Genomic DNA, 23,505 nt, shown 5'->3' on the forward strand with positions numbered 1-23,505 from the left:
ATGGCAGATCCATTTGGATTTTTAAAATACCCGCGAAAGGATAATCCTTATCGGCCAGTCGAAGAACGGATTGTCGATTGGGAAGAATTGCAGATCCCTCTCGGTGTAGAAGAGCGGCAAGAACAAGCTGCTCGATGCATGAACTGTGGGATTCCATTTTGCCATACAGGGATTTTCTATGGCGGAAAACGAGCAGTCTCAGGGTGTCCTAATGATAATCTGATTCCTGAGTGGAATGATTTTGTTTATCGCGGAGACTTCAAAAATGCTTTTGATCGTTTAGCGAAAACCAATCCATTACCGGAAATGACTGGGCGTGTATGTCCGGCACCGTGTGAAAAGTCTTGTACCGAAGGGCTGAATGGATCAGGGGTGGCAATCCATGACAATGAACGATTCATCATTGATAACGCCTTTGAAAATGATTGGGTCAAAGCAGATGGGCTGCCAGTAGAACGGACAGACTTTAAAGTAGCGATCATTGGATCTGGTCCAGCGGGGCTTTCTGCAGCATGGCGCTTAAACCAGCTGGGACATCAAGTTACCGTTTATGAGCGCAGCGATCGAGCCGGTGGTTTATTGATGTATGGAATTCCTAATATGAAGCTGGATAAAGAAATCGTTCAGCGCCGTATCAATGTGATGGAAGAAGTTGGGATTACGTTTGTTTTAAACACAGAGGTTGGGACAGACATTACTGCTGACGAACTGCAGGAAAGCTATGATCGGGTAATTATTGCCAGCGGTGCAAGTGTTCCTCGAGATTTAAAGGTCAAAGGCCGCGAGCTACACGGCATTCAATTTGCGGTAGATTACTTAACTGACTGTACGAAAGATGTCTTACAGCATGGTAAAAAAGTTGCCGACCAAAAATTAGCAGGTAAGCATGTCGTTGTAATTGGCGGAGGAGATACGGGAAATGACTGTATTGGCTCGGCGATTCGGCAAGGTGCGGCTTCTGTAAAACAATTAGAAATTACACCGCAGCTTCCAGCAAGTCGAACAGTATCAAACCCATGGCCGGAATACTCAATGATCAATCGAGAAGGCTATGGGCAAGAAGAAGGTGCCTTGCATAATCCTGAACTGACCACGTATATGACTTCGACGACTGCTTTTATTGGAGCTGAACGAGGACAAGTTATCGCAATTGAAACGACACAGGTGGACAATCAATTCCAGCCAATCAAGGGAACTGAAAAAGCGTTGAAGGCGGATTTAGTTTTACTGGCAATGGGTTTCACTGGTGCTGAGAAGAATCTGCTTGATGCTTTTGAGGTTGAAGAGATTTATGAAGACTACACGACTAATAATGAAAAAGTTTATGTGGCAGGAGATGCCAGACGCGGTCCAAGTCTTGTGATTTGGGGAATTCGTGAAGGCCGAAAAGCTGCTGAAAAGGTGGATCAGATCCTACGATCATTGATCCATCAATAAAAAATAGGATGCCGGAAAACGGGCATCCTATTTTTATTTTTTTACAGGAATGATGGGAAACGATACATCGTCTAATTCATCATAGAGTGTGTCTGGCGTCCCATTTTTTGTTTTGATCAACAGATGATAACCATATTGATCTTGGATCGCCAACTTTTGTTCACTTAATTCAATCAGCTGGTAGATAATGGCTGAGCCATCTAAAATAATCGATAAATCAGGATAAATCGTAATTGTGTGGTGTTTGTGTTCTTTCGGATGAGTGAACTCCCAAGAACCGACATAAATATTATTTAAGTCCTTTACTTCACGTTTGCGGACAAATTTTGAACTCACTGCTGCTGCACCGAGCGATGTCGCACTAAGGAAGACAGGCCATTTCAATCTCATCAAAAAAACTCCTTTCACCATTTAGCTAATCCAATCTCATCTTACCTGATTAATGGCTATCAGTTTTCTAAAAATAAACTGAACGCCTTTCACACAGGCTTTGTTATACTATATAATAAAGTCTGTCATCTTTCCATCAGGCTTAAGGACTATTTAACTTTTTATAGAAGGATTTTGATAAAAAATGAAGTATTCTGCAATTTACTTGGCTATTTTTATTGAGAGAAGCAATCGCTTTATTGCTCGTTGCCGTTTATTAAACACTGGGGAAGAAATCATTACTCATGTGAAAAATACAGGGCGCAGCAAAGAATTGTTACTGCCCAATGCCTTAGTGGCTGTGAATCATCAGCCATCAGACAAACGAAAAACGGCCTATGATCTGATTGCTGTTAAAAAAGGCGAAATGTGGATCAACATCGACTCACAAATACCAAACGCATTGGCAGCTGAAGGAATCTTATCAGGCAAAATCAAACTGCCTGGTTTAAAGGGCTCAATCAATTATCTAAAGCGTGAATACACGTATGAACGTTCGAAATTCGACATCTACTTTGAAACGGATCAGCAGGAAAAAGGGTTCGTTGAAGTAAAAGGCATGACGCTGGAAAATTATGAGATTGGTGCATTTCCTGATGCTCCGACGTTAAGAGGTTTAAAGCACGTAGAAGAACTGCGATTGGCTCAAACAATGGAGTATCACTGCTATGTCTTATTCGTTGTTCAGTTTCCGACAATTCAAACAGCTACGATCCACCGTGAGATGCAGCCAGCGCTTTATGAGGCAGTAGAAAAGGCCAAGGCAGACGGTGTGCAGATTTTAGCGTATAATTGTGATGTAGATCAGGAGTCAATTTCAATCAAAGAGGCTGTCCCCTTTGATTTGAACCAAAAATTTATTGATCCAAATCAGTGAAAGGCGGAAAAATCATGATTAATTTAGGTATTATTGGAACAAATTGGATTACCGATCAATTTGTGCAAGCGGCACATGAAACAGGCAAGTACCAGCTAGCGGCGGTCTATTCGCGACGATTAGAAACGGCGCAAAAGTTTGGTGAAAAATATGGAGATGTCGAATACGCGACGGATTTAGATACCTTTTTTGGCATCGAACATTTGAATACCGTTTATATCGCTTCACCAAACAGCCTGCATTTTGAACAAGCAAAGCAAGGAATTTTAGCTGGAAAAAATGTGATCGTAGAAAAACCAGCTTTCTCTACACCAAAAGAGATGGATGAGATCATTGAACTAGCTAATCAGAAAAAAGTCTTTTTCTTCGAAGCAGCTCGTAATATTCATGAAAAAGCGTTTAAAACAGTTGCTGATTTTCTGCCTTTTAAAGATCATATTATTGGTGCGGATTTCAGCTTCATGAAATACTCTTCACGCTACGATCAGGTTTTAGATGGTCAAGAACCCAACATCTTTTCTCCACATTTTTCAGGCGGCGCATTAGCAGATTTAGGAGTCTATCCAATTTATGCAGCGTTAGCTTGGTTTGGGATGCCGAAGGAAAGTCTCTACTTTGGACAGAAAATCTCAACAGGTGTTGACGGGATCGGAACGGGTATATTGCGGTATGACAACTTTGATGTTACGATTCGAACAGGCAAAATCGGCGACAGCTTTCAGCAGTCAGAGATATATTTGACGAATGGGACTCTAGTAATGAATGCAGTAAATTCAATAAGTGAGGCAGTTTTCCATGATCGTGATCATCAACGACGAGAAAAATTGTCCGTTCATCAATTGGAAAACCCGATGATGGAGGAAGCCGATATGTTTGCTAAAGTAATCTTAAATCCAACGGATCGCGAGTTGGGGACGGATTATGAAGAATGGGTTGAATTGGCTCGGAATGTAAACCAAGTGATTTATGATATGCGAAAAAGTGCGGGCATCGTTTTTGATGCCGACGAGAAATAGAGGAAATTATGAACAATCAAGAATTTGTACCATTTTTGAAAAAAAATTGGGAGGATGCGGGCTTTACAAAGCCTGCATTAATCCAATCAGAGGTTTATACACCGATAATGGAAGGGGAAAATTTAGTTGGAATCGCTCCGACTGGCAGCGGCAAGACCCTGGCCTATTTATTACCCTTGATCAATAAGCTTGAGGCTGGAATGGCCAGCCAGATTCTCGTTTTAACGTCATCACAAGAATTAGCAATGCAGGTCGTTGAAGTCGCTCGTAAATGGTTGGCAGGTTCAGGTATGAAAGTACAAGCTTTAATCGGCGGCGCAAATGTCAAACGCCAACAAGAAGCCTTGAAGAAAAAACCAGAATTACTGATCGGTACGCCTGGTCGCGTCTTGGAATTGATTACGGCTAAGAAAATCAAAGCATCCACTATCAGAACACTGGTTTTTGACGAAGTTGATCAATTGATTCAAGGGCAAAGTCTGCAGCTGATTCAAAAGATTTTGAAGGCCAGCGATAACGAAGCGCAACATTTATATTTTTCTGCGACAGCGGATGTTGTGCTGGAGGAGTTGCACCGTTTTGAAGCTGAATTGTTAGTTGTAGATGTCTCAAAAGAAGATGATAGCCAAGGCGATGTGCAGCATTTTTATTTGGAAACGAGTGATCGAAAGAAAGTTGAGCAACTGCGGCGTCTGCTAAACTTGCCAGCTTTCTGGGGAATGATTTTTTTCAATCAATTAAGCGATATGGGGAGTGCGGAAGAGAAGCTACGGTTCCATCATTTGCCTATAGTGGGTCTTGCTTCAGATCAATCGAAGATGCTGCGTAAAAATGCGATCGAGCAGTTCAAGAAACATCAGGCTCTAGGGCTTTTGACAACGGATTTAGCAAGTCGTGGTTTGGATATTGAGAAGCTGCCGTTTGTGATAAATGTCGACGTGCCATTAAGCGAAGAGAGTTATTTGCATCGGGCCGGTCGTGTTGGTCGAATGGGGGAAACGGGTACCGTGATTTCGTTTGTCACCCCGCAAGAAAAATCAGATTTAACGAAAATCGCTAAAAAGCTGGATCTGAAACTCGCACCAATTTATCTATTCGGTGGTGAACTGCTAACTGAGGAGCCAGTAAAACAAAGCGAACCAAAAAAGAAGAAAAGTAAAAAAAATAAAGGGAAAAGACGGAAATAGGTCTTTTCCTTTTTTTATGTACCTATCTAGTTCAACCATACTAGTATGATTGATTGAGTTATAGGTTTTCGACTGCTCTTTTTGAATTCTTATCTTAGAAAAATTCATCAATTGGTAACAGTTGAATAGCATGATTTTCCATTTTTTTTGAATGAGTCCATTAAATTTAAGGTCGACATCTTGCTAAAATAAGTTAAAATAGCTACAATAATATGAGCGTGTTCTCGTAGCTCAGTAGGATAGAGCGATCGCCTCCTAAGCGATAGGTCGCTGGTTCGATTCCAGTCGAGAACGTTAAAATACCCACTTAGAATTTCTAAGTGGGTATTTTGTTTGGGCTAAGCCCAGTCCCCATTCCTAAAAATAGGAATTTTTGTGCCATCCTTACGAATACCGTCAATATCCATTTGGGCTGACCCTACCATAAAATCAACGTGGGTTTGACTACTATTTAATCCCGCGTCTGCTAATTCTGCTTTCGACATTTCAGTTCCGCCTTCAACACTGAAAGGATAAGCAGCACCCAGAGCTAAGTGATTTGACGCATTTTCATCAAATAATGTATTAAAGAACGTAATTCCTGATTGTGAGATTGGCGAGGGATCTGGAACTAAGGCGACCTCACCTAGGTGTTTTGCTCCTTCGTCAATATCTAATAATGATGCTAAAACATCCGTTCCATCTTTGGCAGAAAATTCTACAACTTTGCCGTCTTTAAAGGTAAATTTCATTTCATTTAAGGTCGTTCCCGCATAGCTCAACGGTTTTGTACTAGTAATGTAGCCATCGACGCGCGTACGGTCTGGAGCAGTAAAAACTTCTTCAGTTGGCATATTAGCCATAAATTCATTGCCATCTGCTGCAAAACTGCCAGCGCCTTCCCAAACATGATTCTCAGGAAGTCCGATGACAATGTCTGTTCCCGGAGCGGTGTAATGAAGGGCATAGAATTGCTCTTTGTTCAGACGTTCTGCTTGCTCCCGCATGAGTGCGTCATGTTTTTCCCAAGCTTTAACTGGATCATCTGCATAAATCCGAGTGGTTTTAAAAATCTCATCCCACAATTTATCCACCTGTTCCTCGCTTGAAGCCAGTTCTGGGAAAACCTTTTTTGCCCAAGCAGGGCTTGAAGCGGCTACGACAGTCCAACGTAATTTATTGGATTGTGTTGCTTCCATCACGGACTGAAGTGCTTTTCCTCGTGCCGCTTGAAAAGCAGCAACTCGATTAGTGTCGACTCCTAATAAAGCATCGGGATTTTGAGAAACGATGCTGATCCGAGTGACCCGTTTTTCAGCAAAAGTATTTGCCTCGTCAACTTTATAAGCAGGTACCTCATTGATACGATCCTCTGCCGCATGGCTTAAAAATTCACGTTGAACCTCGTCATCATTCCATTGAACAATGACTTCAGCAGCCCCCAGTTGGTAGGCTTCCTTTGTAATAAGTCGTGCTAGTGGAGCTTGATCAACACTCGCATAAATTACAGCGGTGTCATTTTTTTGGATGTTTACACCAACTTTTGTAATCAAGTGGGCATACTTTTTTAGAAGTGTTTCAAAATTAGGTAGTGTCATTTCTATACCTCCGTTTCATTAATCTTATCTTAGCATTTCTTAGAAATTCTCAAAAGAAAATGAATTAAAAAAGATGTACCAGTTTTTTGGTACATCTTTTTTAATATACTATGATGCTGCTTCGGCGATTTTTTTCGCAAAGGCCTCGAGATTTTCGATATCTTCTTCTTCAGCCGCCATTTCAACCTTCACGCTGTCGGCACCACGAGTTGCCCCCGTTTTTGCAAAGGCGGCATCGAAGTCATCAACAGATTTGCAGTATTGATCATAGAATGTATCGCCAGAACCGCACACTCCGAAGATTTTACCGCTTAAATCTAACTCCTGCAGTTCTTCATAAAAGTCTATGATTTCATCAGGAAGATCCCCTTCACCGTAAGTATACGTTGCGACGACACAAATATCCGCATCTTGAAAATCTTCGGCATCCACTTGTGTACATTCGTCGATTTCCACTTCAAGATCTAAGTTTTCGAAGGCTTCAGCGACGATGTCGGCGATTTCTTCGGTATTTCCTGTCATACTGGCATAAACGATTTTTGCTAATGTCAAAAAAAAACCTCCCTAGCTTTAAGCTAATTTTATGGTCATTATATCAAAATGGAAATCAAAAGGAAATCACCGCTCTCTAACCATTTGTTCGCTTTATAGGGTTATGTTAAAATGGACAAGATGAAAAAGGATGTTCGTCCAGCTTTTCACAGACTTATAATTAAACGGATTTGAAAGAAAGTTTAAGCGGACGATCTGGATAAATATTTTCACCAGAAGAATAAGGACAAAATAATTAGTAGAATTATCAATATGAGGAGTCGAGAACATGATCACATTAAAATCACCCCGTGAAGTAGAAATGATGAATGAATCAGGCGAATTACTGGCGGATGTCCATCGTCATTTGCGGGATTTTATAAAACCAGGAATTACTAGTATGGATATTGAAAATTTTGTACGGGACTTTATTGAAAGTCATGGCGGTGTGGCAGCACAAATAGGCTTTGAGGGCTATGAGTACGCGACCTGCTGCAGTATCAATGATGAAATTTGTCATGGTTTTCCAAGAAAGAAGCCATTAAAGAATGGCGACCTGATTAAAGTCGACATGTGTGTCGAATACAAAGGAGCAATGTCTGATTCCTGCTGGTCATACGCTGTAGGTGAAGCGTCACCCGAGATCAAACGATTAATGGAAGTTACTAAAAAGGCGATGTATCTTGGAATTGAACAAGCACAGGTTGGAAACCGCATCGGCGATATTGGTCACGCGATCCAAACCTATGCTGAAGGCGAGGGCTTCTCAGTTGTGCGTGATTTTGTTGGACATGGCATTGGACCGACTATCCATGAAGAGCCTGCGATTCCGCATTACGGTGTTGCTGGAAAAGGCTTGCGGCTAAAGGAAGGTATGGTTATTACGATCGAACCGATGATTAATACTGGAGATTGGCAAATGAAGATGGATCCGAATGGCTGGACTGCGTATACGCGTGATGGCGGCTGGTGTGCTCAATATGAACATACATTGGCGATTACAAAAGAAGGACCAAAAATTTTAACTTCACAAGGTGAAGAAGGAACGTATTAGGACGACGAGGATTTTATGGGACCAATAGATAAAATTAAAAAGAATAAGAAATTAATGGATTTTATCCAATCGATCCAAAAGCATTTAGCAGAAACAGAAATAGGCGACCGCTCTGTGGTAGTCGCCTATTATTTATTGCTGTCATTTTTTCCAATCTTGATTATTGTTGGCAATTTGCTGCCCTACTTTAATATCACTCCAGAAACAGTTCTGCCATATTTAAGTGAAGCCATTCCGCCAAATGTTTTTAGTTTTTTAAAGCCGGCGATTACTGGTTTGTTAGAAAATACTTCCGGCGGTATGCTTTCTATCTCGGTTCTGGCCGCTTTGTGGTCATCTAGTCGAGGAATTAATGCGCTGCAAACAGCGTTGAACCGGGCCTATGGTGTCGAAGACCGTGGGAATTTTGTTATCAGCCGTATTGTCTCGGTGGGCATTGTGGGCATTTTAATGATGGCGATCATTGCTGTCGCGCTGTTTTTTAGTGCAGGTCAAGTAATTTTAGATGCTTTACAGCAATTATTACGTTTTTCACCAGATATCATCGATACATTCTTGGCTTTGCGCTGGCCAGTGACATTGATTGGGTTGCTGGTTATCTTAGGTGGTTTATATATCGTTATCCCTAATGCGCATGTACGGATAAAATATGCACTTCCCGGAACAATTTTTGCGACAGTTGGTTGGATCGTTTTAGCACAAGGATTCAGTATCTATGCCCAGACTTTTGCTCAACGAGTTTCTGGTTACCAAATCATCGGGAGTTTCATAGTTTTGATGTTTTGGCTGAATTTTGCCGCGACGATTATTATTTTAGGCGGTGTGTTAAACGTGGCAATTGAAGAATATCGTACAGGTCAAGAAGTCACAGAAGGATCAAATCGTGTTAATAAATGGTTTAACAAGTTGAAGGATCGTTTCATTAAAAAGAAAAAATAATCTCAAGAATTTTGAAAGATTTTAGGAGAGCCTTGTAAAGAGTGGTCAATCCTATATAATAATTTTAGTAAAAAGGCAGGTGGCAATATGTTAGTATCATTCGGGCTGATCATTAAATATTTTTTGACTTTTTTGATTGCGTTGATTTTGACTCCGATTTTTAAAATAATTTCGGTCCAGACTGGGTTGGTAGATAATCCAAATGCGCGCCGAATGAATCAAGTGCCAATGCCCAGTGCTGGCGGCTTGCCAATTTTTATTACGTTTGCTATTTCATCGTTAATTCTATTCCGTAATGTGATTCCTTTTGATTATATCAGCAAGATTTTAGTTGGTGGTTTAATTATTATTATTACGGGTCTTTTGGATGATAAATATGAATTGACGCCTAAACAGAAAAGTATTGGGATTCTTTTGGCAGGATTAGTCATTTATTTTTATGCCGATATTCAGTTTGATTTTTTCACGGCACCGCTGTTTGGCCGAATCAATCTTGAATGGCTCAGCTTACCGGCAACCTTATTTTGGATTTTCGGAATTACTAATGCGTTGAATCTAATCGATGGGTTGGATGGTCTAGCCTCGGGTGTATCGATCATTAGTTTGACGACGATCGGTGTAATAGGTTATTTCTTCCTGCATTCGTCGACTGTGTATATATCATTAGCAATTTTTTGTTTGGTTGCAAGTATCATGGGATTCTTTCCCTATAACTTTCATCCTGCTAAGATTTATTTAGGGGATACAGGGGCCTTATTCTTAGGCTTCATGATGTCTGTATTGACATTGCAGGGATTAAAAAATGTTACGTTTATTTCTTTGATCACACCATTGGTGATCCTAGGGGTTCCAGTGACTGATACTTTCTTTGCGATGGTTCGGCGGAAATCTAAAAATATGCCGATTTCTGCTGCTGATAAACAGCACTTGCATCACCGCCTATTAAATCTAGGCTTTACACATCGCGGGGCAGTTTTGACGATTTATGCGATTGCTGTGCTGTTCTCATTTTCTGCATTGTTATTGAATTACACAAGCAAAGTAGGAACGATCGTTTTGATTGTTGCCATGGTTTTTGCTTTGACCTTCTTGTTAGAGCTGATTGGTTTAATCAGTGAAAAATACAGTTTTATTACAAAAAGTTTCCGATTCTTCGGAAACAAGGAATATCGTTCGCAGGTGCTGCAAAAATATTTGAAGAAATGAGTGTTGTCGTCCGTTATGAATATGAATGATATTAATGTGACTGTCAGCATCGTGACCCACAATAGCGACAAGATCTTTCTAAGTCTAGATTCGTTAATTGAAATATTAGGGACAGATCAATCGATTCAAGTTAAGATTTTTGATAATGCTTCTGAACCAGAATATCGTGAACGGCTAAAAAAATATCTTGTTTATCCGTTTGTGAAGATAAATTTTTATGAAGAGAACAAGGGCTTTGGTTTTGGGCATAACACTAATTTATTGGAAACAACTGGATACGGTATTATTTTTAATCCAGATATTATCCTTTCAAAAAATCATTTGAAAGATATGGCTGCTCATTTGGCTGAAACCCCGGAGTGTGGATTGTTGGCTCCGAAAATATTAAACGAAGATGGAACAACACAATTTTTAATTCGCAATCATTTGAATGTTTTTGATTATATGCTGCGTTTCATTCCGTTTAAGTTTGTTAAAAAACTATTTGCGAAGCGATTGGCTAGATTTGAGTGTCGTGATTTACCAGACGATCGTGATAGTTTTGTCCGAATGATCTCTGGCAGTTTTATGGTAGTTGATTTGACTAAATTTAATGAGATCGAAGGATTTGATGATCGCTACTTTATGTACTTCGAGGATAATGATCTTTGTCGTAAAATGGAGCAAGCGGGCTATCAGGCAATTTATAGCCCACAGTTCACGGTTGTTCACTTATACGAACGCGGAGCAGTCAAAAGCCGAAAATTATTTTTTATTTTCTTACAGTCCATGAGAAAGTATTTTCAAAAATGGGGCTGGCAATTTTTTTAATTTTGGAGGTAGGGAATGCAAAAGCAGTCCAATACGCGAATCTCCGTTTGTATGGCGACATACAACGGGCGTCACTTTATTGAGGAACAATTGAACAGCATATTCCCGCAGCTTTCAGAGCATGATGAGTTGATTATTTCCGACGACCATTCCACAGATGGCACGTGGGAATTTTTATTAGACTTACAAGTAAGTGATCCACGCGTCAAGCTTTTTCAAAATGAAGGAAAAGGTCTGATCGCGAATTTTGCTAATGCCATCCAGCACAGTAAGCATCCGATCATTTTTTTAAGTGATCAGGATGATCTCTGGCATGTGGACAAAGTTAAAAGGACGCTGCCATATTTTGACAATTCGAGAACAAAAGTGGTCGTTTCTGATTTGATTATCGTGGATAATGATCTCGAAGTTTTAGTGCCCTCTTATCAAGCGATGCGCCACACCCATTCTGGGTTCTGGCATAACATCGTGAAGAGCAGCTATATTGGTGCCGGGATGGCTTTTCGTTCAGAGCTGAAAAAAATCATTTTACCAATTCCAGCTGAAGTACCGATGCATGACATGTGGATTGGATTGCTGGCCGATTATTATCATGGTGTGGTATTTATTCCTGAACAGCTGGTATATTATCGTCGTCATGGGTTGAATGCATCAGAGATAAAAACCACTGCTTCACGAGTTCAGCAGTTTAAATGGCGATGGAACGCCTTGAAATTAGTTAGAAAAAGAATAAAAGAATTCAAAAAAAAACAGCAAAACGATTTTTCTAATACCTAACATCGGGTATAATGTGTTCGTATGCAAAAAAAGGAGCGTAAGTATGAAAGGAATTATTCTAGCAGGGGGTAGCGGCACACGCTTATATCCTCTAACCAAAGCAACTTCGAAACAATTAATGCCGGTTTACGATAAACCAATGATCTACTACCCAATGTCTACGTTAATGTTGGCAGGAATCAATGAAATTTTGATCATCTCGACACCACAAGACACGCCACGCTTTGAAAATCTTTTCGGTGATGGGCATGAATTGGGGATCCATATCGAATATGCGGTGCAAGAAAGTCCGGACGGCTTGGCTCAAGCATTTATTATTGGAGAAGAGTTTATTGGCGATGATAGTGTCTGTCTAGTTTTAGGGGACAACATTTATTATGGCGACGGATTATCACGTATGTTGCAGCGTGCCGCGAAGAAAACAGAGGGTGCGACGGTCTTCGGCTATCATGTGAATGATCCAGAGCGATTTGGCGTGGTGGAATTTGATGGCGATATGCAAGCTGTTTCAATTGAAGAAAAACCGGAAAAACCAAAATCGCATTATGCTGTAACTGGCTTGTATTTCTATGATAACGATGTAGTTGAGATTGCCAAAAATATTCAGCCATCTGAGCGCGGTGAGTTAGAGATTACGGATGTCAATAAAGAATATTTGAAACGCAATAGATTATCTGTAGAAGTGATGAGCCGTGGCTTTGCTTGGTTAGACACAGGTACGCACGAATCATTGTTAGAAGCTTCTACTTTTATTTCGACGATTGAAAAACGCCAAAATCTAAAAGTAGCCTGCTTAGAAGAAATTTCTTATCGAATGGGTTATATCACTAAAGAAGATTTAGTTGAACTTGCACAGCCATTGAAGAAAAACCAATATGGTCAATATCTATTACGTTTAGCAGAAGAGGAATAGACATGGGAAAAATCAAAGTAACAGAAACAAATTTAACAGATGTAAAAATTTTAGAACCTGCTGTATTCGGAGATCATCGGGGATTCTTTACGGAAAGCTACTCCGTGGAAGATTTCAAGGCAGCGGGGATTGATTTTGATTTTATTCAAGACAATCATTCACTATCGACCCAACCGGGGGTTTTACGCGGTCTGCATTTCCAAAAAGGCAAATCTGCACAGACGAAGCTGATTCGTGTTGTAACAGGTGCGGTCCTAGATGTGATCGTAGATATCCGCAAAGGCAGTCCGACTTATGGAAAATGGGAAGGCTACATTCTTTCGGAGCATAATCATCGTCAGTTGTTAGTACCTCGCGGTTTTGCCCATGGTTTTGTTACTCTGACGCCAAACGTCAACTTCATGTACAAATGCGACAATTACTATGATGCAGAAGCAGATGGCGGTATTTCATTTGCTGATCCCGATTTAGCAATTGATTGGCCGATCGCTATTGAAAAAGCTATCACGTCAGAAAAAGACGCAAAACAACCGACTTTGAAAGAATTTGAAACTGAAAATCCCTTTGTCTACGGTGAAATCTAAGAGGGCAAGTTCATTTTTGCAGTATAAAAGAATAAATAGTTCAACAGATTGACTATGTTTTATGAATCAAACTCAGTTTCTAAGTTTTTTTAAATGAGTACTTTAATACGAAATAGGAGTAAAGTATAGATGAAAAATATTATCGTAACAGGCGGAGCGGGTTTTATTGGCTCTAACTTTGTTCATTATGTTGTAAACAATCATCCAGAAGTTCATGTGACAGTTTTAGACAAGCTAACGTACGCTGGAAACAAAGAAAATCTTGCTGGGCTTCCTGAGGAACGAGTAGAATTAGTCGTTGGAGATATCGCTGATGCTGAGTTAGTGGAACGCTTAGTTAAAGATACAGATGCGGTTGTTCACTATGCAGCTGAATCTCATAATGACAATTCATTGAAGGATCCATTCCCATTTGTACAAACAAATATTATTGGAACCTATACATTGATTGAAGCCTGTCGCAAGAATAATGTGCGCTACCATCATGTTTCAACGGATGAAGTTTATGGAGATCTTCCATTGAGAGAAGATTTGCCAGGGCATGGAGAAGGTGAAGGGGAAAAATTTACTTCAGAAACACCTTACAATCCATCAAGTCCTTATTCATCTACTAAAGCTGGTTCAGACTTATTAGTCAAAGCTTGGGTTCGTTCATTTGGTTTACAAGCAACAATCTCAAATTGCTCGAACAACTACGGACCTTATCAACACATTGAGAAATTCATTCCACGGCAAATTACGAATATTTTGAGCGGTATTCGTCCAAAACTTTATGGTGACGGGAAAAATGTACGTGACTGGATCCATACGAATGATCATTCTTCTGCTGTTTGGGCGATTTTGACTAAAGGGAAGATCGGCGAGACGTATTTAATCGGTGCCGATGGCGAAGAAGACAATAAAACCGTAATGGAAATCATTTTAGAAGAAATGGGGCAACCCAAAGACGGTTATGACCATGTAAGGGATCGTGCAGGACATGATTTGCGTTATGCGATCGATTCTACTAAATTAAGAGAAGAATTAGGCTGGACCCCAGAGTTTACAAACTTCCGTGCTGGAATGAAAGATACCATCCAATGGTATACAGAGCATGAAGACTGGTGGCGTGCCGAAAAAGAAGCGGTCGAAAACAACTACGCGAAAAACGGCCAATAATACAAATTAAATGAGGCAGGTGCTACCTGCCTTTTTGCGAGTCAGACTGTTGAGTATGCTGTTTTTCAGTTTTAACAGTGATTCTGGCTGCTTAAGAAGAAAGCAAACTGCTGGAAGACTTTTTTACTAAATGAATACACAAGGAGTAGATAAACATGATCTTAATTACAGGTGGACATGGACAATTAGGTACAGAGCTGCGTTATTTGCTTGATGAAAAGCATATGGAGTATGTTTCAACAGATGCAGATCAGTTGGATATCACAGATAAAGAAGCCACACACAAGTTTATTACTGACATGAAACCAGAAACTATCTATCATTGTGCAGCATATACTGCTGTTGACAAAGCAGAAGATGAAGGCAAAGCACTTGATGAAAAAATCAATGTTGAGGGTACGCGCAATGTTGCTGAAGCAGCAAAAGCTGCTGGTTCAACGTTAGTCTATATCAGTACAGACTATGTTTTTGATGGCAAGAAAAAAGACGGCATGTATCAAGTCGATGATGCGACTAATCCATTAAGTGAATACGGCCGGACAAAGCTTCTTGGAGAAAAAGCTGTTCAAGAAATTATGGATGATTACTATATCATCCGTACCTCTTGGGTATTTGGTATTTATGGGCACAACTTTATTTATACAATGCAAAACTTGGCTAAAACCCATGATCGATTGACTGTTGTGAATGATCAATTCGGACGTCCGACATGGACACGTACCTTAGCTGAATTTATGGCGTTTGTGATTGAGAAAAAAGTACCTTTTGGCGTGTATCACTTATCGAATGAAAATAGCTGTTCTTGGTATGAATTCGCGAAGGAAATTTTAAAAGATACAGATGTTGAAGTAGCACCTGTAACTTCAGAAGAGTATCCGCAAAAAGCGACACGTCCGCAATATTCAATTATGGACCTAAGCAAAGCACAAGCTTTAGGTTTTGAGATTCCAACTTGGCAAGAGGCGTTAGCCAGCTTTCTTGAATTAGAAGAAAAACAATAAAAATCTATGGGGTGAGAAGTTTGTTTGAAATGATTGTAGTTTTATACAATATGACGTTTTCAGAATCGTCAACGATCAAAAGTCTGAACAAGCTTCTCACTTCAAACAATTTTCCGGAGATCAAGCGAGTATGGCTCTTTGATAATAGTCAACATGCTAACGAGCCAGAGAATCTAGATGAACGATTTCTTTATTATCACAGCTCAAAAAACGTTGGTTTGGCTCAGGCATATAATTATGCGTTGAAGCAACGCGGCGAAGAGACTGAGTGGCTAGTAACATTAGATCAAGATACAACACTTACAAACGAATACTTAGTAGAGCTGATCACAGCATCTCACAACTTGCCGCAAACAGTAGCAGCTATAGCACCGATCATCAAAGATAATGAGCAGCAAATCTCACCTGTACGCAGTGATACATTACGTCCATTACATACAGAACTACCTAAAAAAGGTCAAACATATTCTCAAGATATTATGGTGATCAATTCAGCCGCAGCGCTTCGAACAAGCTTCTTAAACGAAATTGGCGGCTACAATGTAGAGTTTCACTTAGATTACTTGGATCATTGGTTGAGCTGGCGGATTTTTACAGAAAAAAAGCAAATAAAAATCTTGTTGCATGAACTGCAGCATCAGTTATCTGTGTTAGATTATGTGAATCAAATGAATTTTTCTCGTTATCAAGCAATCATTCAGGCTGAAAAATGCTATTATTCTTTATATGACAAACAATTGTTTTCTCAATATCGCAGGCAATTATTGCTCCGTGGATGCAAACAATTATTAACGGGTAAATTTAACTATGGAAAAATGACATTTAAATTTTTATTCTCAGGAGGAAACAATGGAAACAAGGGCACAAAAGCGAACTAAGGAAGTACCATATGAAGAAACGAGAACGAACCCGCTTGTGTGGATCGTTGATCAGTTTATCCGTTTTCGCTATATTATCGGTGTACTATTTCTTATTTTAATTGTGGTATTGAATTTAAATGGAAGCTCAATCGGTTCTTGGGATAAGATCGTTTCTGAACGTAGTGATGATAAGAAGTCTGATGTTATCTTCGGAGAAAACCGAGAGGTCCGTTCAGATGAGTGGATGGTGCAGACACCGTTTTACTTTTCACAGGCTGAGAGTGACTATCCAGTTGTGAATAAGCATTACGGCAAAGAAGGCCAGAATATGATCATCGCTTACAACTCACCTGTTAAGGATTTGACGGTGATTGGCAAACCGTTCAATTGGGGCTTTTTCTTTTTAGGTAAGGAACGGGGACTGTCCTTTTATTGGGGCTTCAAAATCATTGCGATGCTTCTATTGAGCTTTGAGATGGTCATGATTTTGACTAAACGCAACAAATATCTTTCACTGCTGGGTTCATTCTGGATCACCTTCTCACCCTCTATTCAGTGGTGGTTCATGCAGCATGTTGGCGACTTGATGTTTTTCACACTAGCAATCATGGTGGCTAGCTATTATTATATTGCGAAACATGAGAATGTGCTGCAGCGACTGTTAATGATGTGTCTGATTGTTATCAATGGGATCGGCTTTGTTTTAGTACTGTATCCAGCTCATCAGGTGCCATTAGCATATTTGATATTGTTTTGGTTGTTTGGTACATTGATTCATTTTAGAAAAGAGCTGGTAATAGATGTGTGGGACCTGCCGATCATTATTGGCGGTCTAGGAATTATCGGGGTCGTGCTTTATCATTTTTACAGCACCTCAAAGGATGCGATCGACGCGACGCTCAATACAATCTATCCTGGCCATCGAGAGGCCGAAGGTGGGGGACGTCCACCTTCTGACTTCTTTCTGTTTTTGACAAACTGGAAAATTCCGTTTGATAATTTTAATTTTCATGGAACGAACAATGGGGAAGTCGCTTCCTATTTCAATTTCTTTCCATTGACCGTACTCTTATCACCCTTTATTTTCTTTTCAAAAAAAGGAAGAGAAGAGAAGTATCTTGGCGCGATTTTAGGTTTGTTCTGCTTATTCATCTTCGGTTGGACGTATTTTGGATATAGTCATGGAATTGCGAAAGCTTTGATGCTGACTTACGTAACTAGTACTCGGAGCTTAGTAACATTTGGCTTTGCTGCTGTTCTATTATCCTTATGGATGATCAATTTCATCTGGGAATATGCGCGAATCACCTGGTGGATAAAATTGATTTTTCTAAGTCTTGTTATGATTTTGGCTACTCATTCTGTGGTTTCTTCGATAATGGGACTGTATTTCAATAATTTTGAGATATTTATGACCTTAGTCGTTTTTGCTTTGATTATGTTTAGCTTGCTATTCAAATTGAAAAAGTTTTTTATTCTAGCAATGACTGCTCTTGTATTAGTTTCGGGACTTTCTATTAACCCAGTCGTTAAAGGGACTGGTGCGATTGATAAAAAGACCTTAGCTGAAGAAATAGTAAAAATCAAAAAAGAGGATCCCAATGCTTTATGGCTATCAGAAGACAACCTTTATAATTTTACTCCTGCATTGGGAGTCAAAACGATTAATTCTGTGCGCTTTTATCCAGATATGGAATTATGGCACAAGATTGATCCTAAACATAAAAATGAAGAAATTTATAATCGGTATGCGCATGTGCGAGCATTTATTGATAAAGGAAAAACGGAATTTCGTTTAGATCGACCGGATAATTTTACTGTTAATCTCAATTTTACTGATTGTAAAAAACTGGGTATCAAATATGTGATCAGCAAACGTCCGCTGGAAGATTATAATCCATTAAATTATGCGCAATTTGAACAATTATATGGTCCCGATAAGGATAAATGGACGATTTATCGTTTGAGCTTTACTTCTGATGAGGCCCAAGCAGAAGCAGAGGCGAATATTGCCCCAATTGGCGGAACAGACAGTTATCAAGATATCCCTCAACCAGCGCCTGCTGAAGATGGATATATTAACTAATCGAGGTTCGGAGGAAAAAAATGGAACTAGTAAAAAAAAGCACGTCAAATATTTTAAATTTAATTAGTGCATGCATTCTGATCGGGATGACCTTACTGTGCTTTTTCCTTTGGACCAAGGGCATCGGTACACAGGGGATGTTCAATATTTATGCGAGTATGAATCGCTATATGCCGATAGGAGCAACGATCGTTTTATTATTGAACTTTTATCGTTTAAAAAGAGATGATCTGATTTGGATTGGTGTGGCGATACTTTCAATTATCTTTTTTCATCAATTTGACGGACTAAGACAAGCTGGTTTTCTACAAGATATTACAATCGCATTGATTATTTTTGTGGTATTGGACTTTAAGTTAGTCAAGTTTGTTAAAGGCATGCGGTTGATATTTGCCGGATTGATGACACTGGTTTTATTGATTACTGCCTATCGAATATTCACAGAGATCCCTGAGCCCGCCGCTGGGATAAGTATCTGGGATAAAAGTAATAAGCTGCAAGAAATTTGGATAAATACAAACACTATTGGCAGCAGTGTGATGTGCTCTAGTTTTTTAGCCGCAACGTTATTACAGTCGCTTGAATGGACTTGGGCGAAGCTTTTGAAATACCCTATCTACTTTTTAGCTTTAGCCTGTACATGGGTCGTTCAATCGCAAGCAGCGTTTATTGCAGTCGTTGTTTTTGTAATCTTCGATCTATGGCCCAACTTCTTAAAAGAAAAAATCAAGTGGGTTTATGGGATTGGCTACAGTGTCTTTTTGATCGGAATTTTTCCCTTATCGTTGTTTTTGGCAAATTCAAGTAATATTGATTTGTTTACAGGACGAGAAGATATTTGGAAACATTTTTACGATACCTTATTTAAAGTAAAAGAGCAGTTTTTTGTGGGAATGCCGCCATTTACGTTTCAACGCGGTCAACAGGTTTTAGGAAACCATAACAGTTATAATGCCACTTTAGGACAATTTGGTTTGGTTGGTTTAGTGTTGATGAGTCTATTTATTTTATATAACGTTTGGTTGATTATTGTTAAGGAAACGACTCAAGCGGGCCAGCTAAGTTTTATTATCGCCTTTTTCGCAGTACTCCTTCAATCTACAATGGAAGATACCTTGATGGCTCCCTATTGGATCCCAATTACATTTTGTTTGTTAGGACTTGCTTGGCAGAGAAATCCTGAAGCTGAGGATACTTTCGACTATTCAGTCAACGTGTTTGATCCGTCAGAAGATGAAGAGTTTGATTTAAGACCGACACGGAGAAATCGCCGGGGCTACTAGTCAATTTACACATAAACCCATGTGGTACGCTACATGCTGAAATGGAAATTTTTATACCCTTATTGAATTTTGCTACTAGCAATGAATTCAATAAGGGTATTTTTATAAGCAAAGAAGGAAACCAGTTCGTAAATACGATTAGGGAATTCTCATTTAACTAGCATGATAATGAGAAATAGATATTTACTCATTATTTTATGACGGATAACTTATTATTAACTGTATATTCAGGGCGGATAATTCATTATGTTAATTTAAAATAAACATTATGATATTGAAAACCCCATGACAAAAGGGTTATTTTATGTGTGTAGAGATCTCAAGTAAAAATAAGTATCAATAGAGAAGGAGGTACACATGGAAGATTATGGGTTGAGCAGACGACAGCTCTTTACATTGACTCGCAAGACATTGGAAAGACGCGTCACTCATTATTATAAAAAAACCAACGACGGAAATGGCGCCATCCAAATTTTGGTAGCGCTTCAAGTACGAGATGAGCTGGAGGCGGCAGATTTTTCAATGCTGCTGAAGCGGCTGGTACGGCACATTTTTTTACAGACCCGCTCAACGGCTGCGATGCGTCGCTTTTACAGTTATTTTGCGGCCTATTTCGAGAAAAAGGAATGGCGGCTGTTAACGATTAAATTATTTCCCGCAAAAACATATATTGCTGAAAAAATACACGCGCTATATACCCAGTTTATTAAAGAACCTTTAGCAGGATTAGCAGGTTCATGACGAAGAACAGGTGAGGAAAAAAATGAATGAAAGGAAGGAAAAGCATGTTCACATTAGATGCAGAATTTGAAAACAGCAACGGCAAATCCCAACATTTGCGCTTTAAAAATGTGGATCCCACGAAAACGGGCGCGGAAATCAAAGCGTCCTTAACCAAGTTAACGCAGCTGAACCTATTTGAACGAAAGGGTGTCGGCTTATATAAAAAGGTCAAGCATGCGACTTTGGTCGAAACGATTGAGACAGAGCTTTTTGACGATAGTCTGAAACCAGCGGCGGAGCCGTCCATTCAAGCGGAGGCTCCCGTACGCGCTGTGGAGGAAACGAGACCAGAACCTGAAATGGCCGAGGACGCTCAGCCAGCAACAATGCTTCAGGTCTCTGAAGAAAAGCCTGAACCCAATGTATTAATCCAAACAATTGAACTGCCGGCGGAAATGAATCCAAGAGAAATGTATCAGAGCGAAGCGCTGTCGATTATCACGGCCTGTGTGCCTGACGGATATACATTAGAAGATATCCAGATCGACGACACAGAACAGCCAGCCAAGCTCATTTTGACAGAAAGACGAAAGGTGGCGGAGTCCGCTGAGATCCCGCAGGCACCGCCACCTACACCGAAGAAAAAACGAAAGCGGCTGCTTGATCGTATCCGGAAAAGAGAATAAGCAGTGTTCATCCCATCGAAAATCCAACGTTGGTATGGGGTGAAATGAGTAGTAGTGAAAACTTAATAAAATTTTTAGCTCGCTAATTTAGCGGGCTATTTGGCGTGTGCTTCAATGTATGGAAAAAGCAAAAAGTCCTCATAAAATAGATTTGGCTTAGAAAGATACGTTAAGCTCATTTTTGTTGCTATTAAGGGAAATTGACAGGCGAATGAGCGAGTGTTCAATTACCGAAGCTTTTCTTAATAACCTTGCTTTTACATATATCTTTCTGTAGAATAATAACGTTAATCAACTGTAGAAATAATAAATAAAGAGTTGGATGAGAGGAATAAACATGTTCAAAGACTTACTGAGTTTTTTTAAAGAAATTTTTCAAAATCGTACCCTACTAAAACAGTTTTCCGTAAATGATTTCAAGGCACGCTATGCTGGATCGGCTCTTGGTATTTTTTGGGCCTTTGCTAATCCGCTAGTGATGGTCGTAACCTATTGGTTTGTGTTTGGGGTGGGGTTCAAGGCGGCCATGACCGATGGAAAATATCCATTCATTGTTTTTCTATTAACAGGGTTGGTGCCATGGATGTACTTCTCTGAAGTATTGGGCTCGGCAACGAATGTTTTTCGTGAATACAGCTATTTAGTAAAAAAAGTTGTGTTCAACATTCGAATTTTACCCTCTGTTAAATTGTTTTCAGGATTATTTATGCATGTGTTTTTCATTGCGATTGCTTTAATTGTAGCGATCTTTAATCATGCAATCCCAAGTCTGCATATGCTGCAGCTGATTTATTATCTTTTTGCAATGATGATGTTCTTGACTGGCTTGACGTGGATCACTTCTTCGATCCAACCCTTTTTCCCAGATATCAATCAATTTATCGGTGTTATTATGCAAGCATTGATGTGGGGGACACCGGTTTTATGGAGTATCAATCAATTCGCGGCACATCCAACGATTCAGTTTATATTAAAATTCAATCCAATGTTCTATGTCGTCCAAGGATACCGAGATGCGTTCTTTGGCGAGCAATGGTTTTGGGAAAAACCATTGCTGACTATCTATTTTTGGGTCGTAACTTTGATTCTATTAGTGGTCGGCAGTGTTGTCTTCAAGCGCCTGAAACCACATTTTTCTGATGTTCTATAAGGAGATAAATCTAAATGACTGAAACAGTAATTGAAATCAACCACTTAACAAAGAAATATGATATGTATAAAAAGCCTTCTGATCGTTTGAAGGAAGCGTTAAGTCCTACTAGAAAGGTTTATCATGAAGTCTTTTACGCGTTGAACGATGTAAATGTGCAAGTGAAAAAAGGCGAAATGATCGGTTTTATCGGAGAGAACGGTTCAGGAAAATCAACGATCTTGAAGATCATTACTGGAGTACTGACTCCTTCAGAAGGTGAAGTGAAGATCGAAGGAAATATCGCGGCACTTCTAGAGCTTGGCTCAGGATTCAATCCTGAATACAGCGGTTATGAGAATATTTTCCTCAATGGGATGGTTTTAGGCTTCTCTCGTGAAGAGATGGCTGATAAAGTTGATGACATTATTAATTTCGCTGATATCGGCGATCATTTGTATCAACCTGTCAAAACGTATTCAAGCGGGATGTTCGTGCGTTTGGCGTTTGCTGTGGCGATCAATGTGGATCCTGATATCCTGATTGTCGATGAAGCATTGGCAGTTGGGGACTTGGAATTCCAACTGAAATGTATGGAAAAATTCACCGAACTGCGTAATGCCGGCAAAACGATTTTATTTGTTTCCCATGATGTGAATGCGGTTCGCCGTTTCTGTGACCGAGTTTATTGGTTGAAAAATGGTGTTGTTGAAGCAGAAGGTGAAACAATGGAAATCACGGAGACCTATGAAAACTTTTTAAAGAAGAAGTCTCTGAAAACAGTTGACCGGGAAAATTCTTCGTCGGAGGATTTTTCTGCTTATGATATTGTGGAAGTCAATTCTGCTGAATTATTGGATGGTGATCTGCAGCCGCTGGAAATCGTTGAACAGGATAGTAAGGTCGTTATCAAGGTAACGTATAACGTGAAAGACGATTCCATCAAGAAGCCTGTTCTAGGTGTGGCTATTCGTACAGTAGATAATAATTATGTTTGCGGACTGAATACATTATTGGATGAGGAATCGATTCCCTGGAAAAAGGGCGAGAATATCTTCTATTTGGAATATGAAAAAATGGCACTTCTAGGCGGCGAGTATTATTTTGACGTAGCCCTTTTTGAAGAAAATGCAACGGTGCCGCTGGTTTATAAAACAAGATATTTGACCATGTTCATCTCTGGAAAATATGTCGGCGAAGGCATCGTCGTTTTGGATCATAAGTGGAAGGATACGATTTAAT

Annotated in this window: 23 protein-coding genes and 1 tRNA gene; 21 read left to right on the forward strand and 3 right to left on the reverse strand. The window is 39.7% G+C overall.

The features are described 5' to 3' along the window. Positions 1-1,437 (forward strand): glutamate synthase subunit beta, encoded by a 1,437-nt coding sequence (locus JZO85_RS11015; RefSeq protein WP_207108577.1) that lies wholly within the window; start codon positions 1-3, stop codon positions 1,435-1,437. A gap of 33 nt (positions 1,438-1,470) precedes the next feature. On the opposite strand, the gene JZO85_RS11020 is transcribed toward JZO85_RS11015, so the two are convergent. Further along, positions 1,471-1,827 (reverse strand): DUF4828 domain-containing protein, encoded by a 357-nt coding sequence (locus tag JZO85_RS11020; protein ID WP_207108578.1) that lies wholly within the window; start codon positions 1,825-1,827, stop codon positions 1,471-1,473. A 184-nt stretch (positions 1,828-2,011) separates the two neighbouring features. On the opposite strand from JZO85_RS11020, the gene sfsA reads away from it, so the two are divergent. The 4 genes from sfsA (at position 2,012) to JZO85_RS11040 (ending at position 5,240) form a co-directional block, all read left to right on the forward strand. Continuing rightward, a complete protein-coding gene (sfsA, locus tag JZO85_RS11025) occupies positions 2,012-2,743 on the forward strand; it encodes a DNA/RNA nuclease SfsA (protein ID WP_207108579.1) in 732 nt (243 codons plus the stop codon). A 14-nt stretch (positions 2,744-2,757) separates the two neighbouring features. Continuing rightward, on the forward strand, positions 2,758-3,759 hold the full coding sequence (locus JZO85_RS11030; protein WP_207108580.1) for a Gfo/Idh/MocA family protein: 1,002 nt from the start codon (positions 2,758-2,760) through the stop codon (positions 3,757-3,759). A gap of 8 nt (positions 3,760-3,767) precedes the next feature. Next, the gene (locus JZO85_RS11035) at positions 3,768-4,946 is read left to right on the forward strand and encodes a DEAD/DEAH box helicase (protein ID WP_207108581.1); all 1,179 of its coding nucleotides are present in this window, start codon (positions 3,768-3,770) and stop codon (positions 4,944-4,946) included. A 220-nt stretch (positions 4,947-5,166) separates the two neighbouring features. Continuing rightward, positions 5,167-5,240 (forward strand) — tRNA-Arg (locus tag JZO85_RS11040). Positions 5,241-5,284: 44 nt separating this feature from the next. On the opposite strand, the gene JZO85_RS11045 is transcribed toward JZO85_RS11040, so the two are convergent. Together JZO85_RS11045 and JZO85_RS11050 are read right to left on the reverse strand one after the other, a co-directional pair. Further along, a complete protein-coding gene (locus JZO85_RS11045; RefSeq protein ID WP_207108582.1) occupies positions 5,285-6,523 on the reverse strand; it encodes an aminopeptidase in 1,239 nt (412 codons plus the stop codon). A 108-nt stretch (positions 6,524-6,631) separates the two neighbouring features. After that, positions 6,632-7,075 carry a flavodoxin gene (locus tag JZO85_RS11050; RefSeq protein ID WP_207108583.1) on the reverse strand — a complete coding sequence of 148 codons (444 nt, stop codon included), beginning with the start codon at positions 7,073-7,075 and terminating at the stop codon, positions 6,632-6,634. A 268-nt stretch (positions 7,076-7,343) separates the two neighbouring features. Here JZO85_RS11050 and map point away from each other — a divergent pair, with 268 nt between their 5' ends. The 16 genes from map to JZO85_RS11130 all read left to right on the forward strand — a co-directional run bounded on the left by map (position 7,344) and on the right by JZO85_RS11130 (position 23,504). After that, a complete protein-coding gene (gene map, locus JZO85_RS11055; RefSeq protein WP_207108584.1) occupies positions 7,344-8,108 on the forward strand; it encodes a type I methionyl aminopeptidase in 765 nt (254 codons plus the stop codon). 15 nt (positions 8,109-8,123) lie between these two features. Beyond that, entirely contained in the window at positions 8,124-9,047 is a 924-nt protein-coding gene (locus JZO85_RS11060; RefSeq protein WP_207108585.1) for a YihY/virulence factor BrkB family protein, read from the forward strand. Positions 9,048-9,134: 87 nt separating this feature from the next. Beyond that, a complete protein-coding gene (locus JZO85_RS11065) occupies positions 9,135-10,253 on the forward strand; it encodes a glycosyltransferase family 4 protein (protein ID WP_207108586.1) in 1,119 nt (372 codons plus the stop codon). Positions 10,254-10,268: 15 nt separating this feature from the next. Continuing rightward, positions 10,269-11,063, forward strand: coding sequence for a glycosyltransferase family protein (locus JZO85_RS11070; RefSeq protein ID WP_207108587.1), 795 nt, complete (start codon positions 10,269-10,271; stop codon positions 11,061-11,063). Between the two features lie 15 nt (positions 11,064-11,078). Beyond that, the gene (locus JZO85_RS11075) at positions 11,079-11,840 is read left to right on the forward strand and encodes a glycosyltransferase (RefSeq protein ID WP_207108588.1); all 762 of its coding nucleotides are present in this window, start codon (positions 11,079-11,081) and stop codon (positions 11,838-11,840) included. Between the two features lie 43 nt (positions 11,841-11,883). Next, positions 11,884-12,753, forward strand: coding sequence for a glucose-1-phosphate thymidylyltransferase RfbA (gene rfbA, locus JZO85_RS11080; RefSeq protein ID WP_207108589.1), 870 nt, complete (start codon positions 11,884-11,886; stop codon positions 12,751-12,753). Positions 12,754-12,755: 2 nt separating this feature from the next. Continuing rightward, positions 12,756-13,337, forward strand: coding sequence for a dTDP-4-dehydrorhamnose 3,5-epimerase (gene rfbC / locus JZO85_RS11085; protein WP_207108590.1), 582 nt, complete (start codon positions 12,756-12,758; stop codon positions 13,335-13,337). A 129-nt stretch (positions 13,338-13,466) separates the two neighbouring features. Then, on the forward strand, positions 13,467-14,495 hold the full coding sequence (gene rfbB / locus JZO85_RS11090; protein WP_207108591.1) for a dTDP-glucose 4,6-dehydratase: 1,029 nt from the start codon (positions 13,467-13,469) through the stop codon (positions 14,493-14,495). 155 nt (positions 14,496-14,650) lie between these two features. Beyond that, entirely contained in the window at positions 14,651-15,496 is an 846-nt protein-coding gene (gene rfbD / locus JZO85_RS11095; RefSeq protein ID WP_207108592.1) for a dTDP-4-dehydrorhamnose reductase, read from the forward strand. A gap of 29 nt (positions 15,497-15,525) precedes the next feature. Then, a complete protein-coding gene (locus JZO85_RS11100; RefSeq protein ID WP_242550330.1) occupies positions 15,526-16,374 on the forward strand; it encodes a glycosyltransferase in 849 nt (282 codons plus the stop codon). Then, the gene (locus JZO85_RS11105) at positions 16,346-18,442 is read left to right on the forward strand and encodes a DUF7657 domain-containing protein (RefSeq protein WP_207108594.1); all 2,097 of its coding nucleotides are present in this window, start codon (positions 16,346-16,348) and stop codon (positions 18,440-18,442) included. The genes JZO85_RS11100 and JZO85_RS11105 overlap by 29 nt, the downstream gene beginning before the upstream one ends. Positions 18,443-18,462: 20 nt before the next feature. Then, positions 18,463-19,725: an EpaQ family protein gene (locus tag JZO85_RS11110; protein WP_207108595.1), complete on the forward strand. Its 1,263-nt coding sequence runs from the start codon at positions 18,463-18,465 to the stop codon at positions 19,723-19,725. 357 nt (positions 19,726-20,082) lie between these two features. After that, positions 20,083-20,466, forward strand: a complete 384-nt coding sequence (locus JZO85_RS11115; RefSeq protein ID WP_207108596.1) for a hypothetical protein — start codon at positions 20,083-20,085, stop codon at positions 20,464-20,466. A gap of 44 nt (positions 20,467-20,510) precedes the next feature. Beyond that, entirely contained in the window at positions 20,511-21,134 is a 624-nt protein-coding gene (locus JZO85_RS11120) for a DUF2922 domain-containing protein (protein ID WP_207108597.1), read from the forward strand. A 337-nt stretch (positions 21,135-21,471) separates the two neighbouring features. Further along, the gene (locus JZO85_RS11125) at positions 21,472-22,284 is read left to right on the forward strand and encodes an ABC transporter permease (protein WP_207108598.1); all 813 of its coding nucleotides are present in this window, start codon (positions 21,472-21,474) and stop codon (positions 22,282-22,284) included. A gap of 14 nt (positions 22,285-22,298) precedes the next feature. Further along, complete coding sequence (locus JZO85_RS11130) at positions 22,299-23,504, forward strand: ABC transporter ATP-binding protein (RefSeq protein WP_207108599.1); 1,206 nt, start codon at positions 22,299-22,301, stop codon at positions 23,502-23,504. Position 23,505 lies beyond the last annotated feature (1 nt).

The sequence above is a fragment of the Candidatus Enterococcus murrayae genome (assembly GCF_017315985.1).
In the GTDB taxonomy this organism is placed as follows: domain Bacteria; phylum Bacillota; class Bacilli; order Lactobacillales; family Enterococcaceae; genus Enterococcus_A; species Enterococcus_A murrayae.